At 44.0% G+C, this 2,998-nt stretch carries 3 protein-coding genes and 1 pseudogene; 3 read left to right on the top strand and 1 reads right to left on the bottom strand.

The features are described from left to right. Window positions 1–32: 32 nt before the first annotated feature. Together ABW391_RS29125 and ABW391_RS29120 are read left to right on the top strand one after the other, a co-directional pair. The gene (locus ABW391_RS29125; protein WP_353485422.1) at window positions 33–887 is read left to right on the top strand and encodes a hypothetical protein; all 855 of its coding nucleotides are present in this window, start codon (window positions 33–35) and stop codon (window positions 885–887) included. A gap of 216 nt (window positions 888–1,103) precedes the next feature. Further along, a complete protein-coding gene (locus ABW391_RS29120) occupies window positions 1,104–1,871 on the top strand; it encodes a glycosyltransferase family protein (RefSeq protein ID WP_353485421.1) in 768 nt (255 codons plus the stop codon). Between the two features lie 9 nt (window positions 1,872–1,880). Here the strand turns inward: ABW391_RS29120 and ABW391_RS29115 are convergent, their stop codons facing one another. Then, window positions 1,881–2,465, bottom strand: a complete 585-nt coding sequence (locus tag ABW391_RS29115; RefSeq protein ID WP_353485420.1) for an NUMOD3 domain-containing DNA-binding protein — start codon at window positions 2,463–2,465, stop codon at window positions 1,881–1,883. Window positions 2,466–2,529: 64 nt separating this feature from the next. On the opposite strand from ABW391_RS29115, the pseudogene ABW391_RS29110 reads away from it, so the two are divergent. Further along, window positions 2,530–2,998, top strand: a pseudogene (locus ABW391_RS29110) (hypothetical protein); the annotation flags it as partial.

Genomic DNA, 2,998 nt, shown 5'->3' with positions numbered 1-2,998 from the left:
TACTAGAGCACATGTAAAGCTAAATACCAGGTATGAAACAATTAGTCATCATGCCCGGTGGATTTCACCCTTTTCACGCAGGCCATCTAGCACTGTATCAATCTGCTGAGCAGGCTTTTCCTGGTGCCGATGTCAAGGTAGCTGCCACCAACGACACTTCTGCTCGTCCATTCCCGTTCAAACTCAAAGAAAAACTAGCACAACTAGCCGGTGTTCCTCCCGGAAAGTTCTATCAGGTCAAAAGCCCATTCCGTGCAGATGAGATTACCAAGAACTACAATCCTGCAGACACACAGTTGATCTTTGTTCGCAGTGAAAAGGACGCTGCCAAACCTCCTGTGGCTGGTGGTATCAAGAAAGATGGCACGCCTGCATATCTGCAGCCCATCAGTGATGATATGGCTCCAATGACTCAGCATGCCTACATGGCCTACTTGCCCACAGTGGAGTTTGGGCCCGGCATGACATCGGCTACTGAAATACGATCGGCATGGCCCACTCTCAGTCCTAAACGCAAGTCAGCCCTTGTGATGAGCCTGTATCCTGCTACACAAAACAATCCCAAGTTGGCTGCTACCGTGGTCAACATGCTGGATACTGCCATGGGTGCAGAGATGGTCAACGAAGCTGGCAATCAATCCAACGACTCTGAACTAAATGCCATCAAGACCTATGCCAAACGCCACTATCCCAATCTAGCAGCAGACCCTGAATCAGCATTTGACAAGTGGGTACAACGCAGTCTCATGCACAGCAACGTGGATGATCATGCTATGGATCAAAAGATTCACCGCATGGCCGCAGAGATTGCTGACTTGAAAACAAAGATTCAATCTTTAAAACAACAAGCCAACAATTCTGCAGATTATCTGGACGAATCCAGGTAGAAAAAAATCTGGTGGCCTGCTATACTCTGTAAATAGAAATACTATTTTACGGAGTAACAAATGGCAGACGAACAACAATTACCTTATCAGAACGCATCACCTGTGGACCAAAATGGTGGGCAACAAAGCATTCAAGTCAACATTGATTACTTGAAAACCACCCGAGTCCACATATGCATGCCCTGCTATGGTGGTCAGTTGACTGAAAGCACATTCATGAGCTTTATCAAGTGGGCCAATGTTGCAAGACAACTTGGCATTGACTGGACCGTGGAAACAATGACCAATGAAAGCCTGATCAGCCGTGCCAGAAACACTCTCACTGCCAAGTTCCTGCACACCAAAGAATCCACACACCTGATGTTTATCGATGCTGACATTGGCTGGGAACCCTGGCACCTGTTGGTGATGTTGAATGCACAAAAAGACGTCATAGGTGGCCTGTATCCCATGAAGAGCCTGCCAATCAAGTGGTGTGTGAACGGTATTCCTGATGCTGATCAAAACGATCCATCGGGCCTGATCGAAGTTACCAAAACTGGCACAGGCTTCTTGCTGATCAAACGTGATGTATTTGACAAACTCAATGCTCATCCTGCGGTAAAATCCTTTACCAATGACATTGGACTTGATCCTGTGTTGAATATCTACATGAAAACCTACTTTGACACAGCAGTGCGTGAAAATCGCTACTACTCAGAAGACTGGACATTCTGTGAAAACTGGCGTGATATTGGCGGACAAGTCTGGGTGGACAAGCGTGTGTTGCTCAAGCACACAGGCACCTATGTGTTTGACTATCAAACACAGGACAAACTCTATCAAGATCTGCATCAAATGGCTCTGAGCAATCAGGCAGCAGCACAGCCGCAAATCGTGGATACCAGTGCAACACCGGTGGCTGCGCCGGAAGTGGCTGTGGAAGCCAAGGTCATTGCCAGCAGCCGAAAGAAAACCAAGCAAGAAACTGCTACTGCTGAATAGAAAAAGCCCTTAGGGGCTTTTTTTAAAATTGTAGATTTTTCCTTTGTTCCAGGGAATACGACCTTTCTTTGCAGCACTCATTTTTTCTCTAGATTCCTTGGAAAAAGTTTTTCCCAAATGCGCAGCACTCATTTTTGCTTTATGCTCATCAGTAAATTTTTTTCCAAGATTAGTGCCTGCTTTTCCAATAGATGCGGCACTAATTGCATTACAATGGTCTTCAGAATGTAGTCGACCTTTTCTTGTCAGACTCATTTTTTTTCTAGTAGCTTGTGAATGAATTTTACCCGATGCGCCTTCGCCACCATCAGTTAAATTATGCAAAACACCAGTTTTTAAATCTATCCGCCCATACCATCGAATATATCGTCTTTCCAATGCAAAAGCGCCAATCTCAGATAAATTATGTTCAAGAATAATTATTCTAATGTTATCTTTTGGTGGTTGTGTTTCACTAGGATGTTTGAGCCAGGCTCGTTTTTTTGAGCCTTTGCCTATATAATACGGTATATTATGTTCAGTTAGGTACGCATATACATAGTAACCCAAAGGCGTATTGTTTTTGCTAAATATCATTGCTGATGCTCCTTTCAAGCAGTAGAGTAGTTGGGAACGTCAATTCCGCGAACTACACTTATATTTATAAAGATATTGTTAAATGAACATTGAACAGTTAGAATCTTATAATCTTGCAGATGCTGTAAAATTTCATCACAGGTTAAATCCAACGCTATGGGGCAAGGACGAGCATCTTCTACCGGAGGTTCGAGATAAGCTTCTTCTGATTGCTGAAGAATTTAAAGAATACATGGGGGTGCCCGATTTAGATATTGTTGATATCACAATTTCTGGATCAAATGCTGCATACTCATATACTGTAAAGTCAGACATTGACTTGCATCTAGTGGTAGAAATGCCCACTGATCCTGTTTACAAAGAACTGTTTGATGCTAAAAAATATGCATTCAATGAGTTGCACAACATTCGCATTGGCGGAGCCGATGTAGAACTGTATGTGCAACCTGCGGATCAAGCACACCACTCACAGGGTATCTACAGTGTAAAAAACTCTGACTGGCTGCAGGTGCCACAACGTCGTCGAGCCAAGATTGATGACAACTGTGTGC

Source organism: Haliscomenobacter sp. (assembly GCF_040403615.1).
Classification (GTDB): domain Bacteria; phylum Bacteroidota; class Bacteroidia; order Chitinophagales; family Saprospiraceae; genus Haliscomenobacter.
This window is presented reverse-complemented; position numbering and strand designations above follow the sequence as displayed.

What these genes read in the sequence shown, in the direction of transcription:
- ABW391_RS29125 (WP_353485422.1), top strand. Translation starts at nt 33, where the DNA reads ATGAAACAATTAGTCATCATGCCCGGTGGATTTCACCCTTTTCACGCA.
- ABW391_RS29120 (WP_353485421.1), top strand. Translation starts at nt 1,104, where the DNA reads ATGAGCTTTATCAAGTGGGCCAATGTTGCAAGACAACTTGGCATTGAC.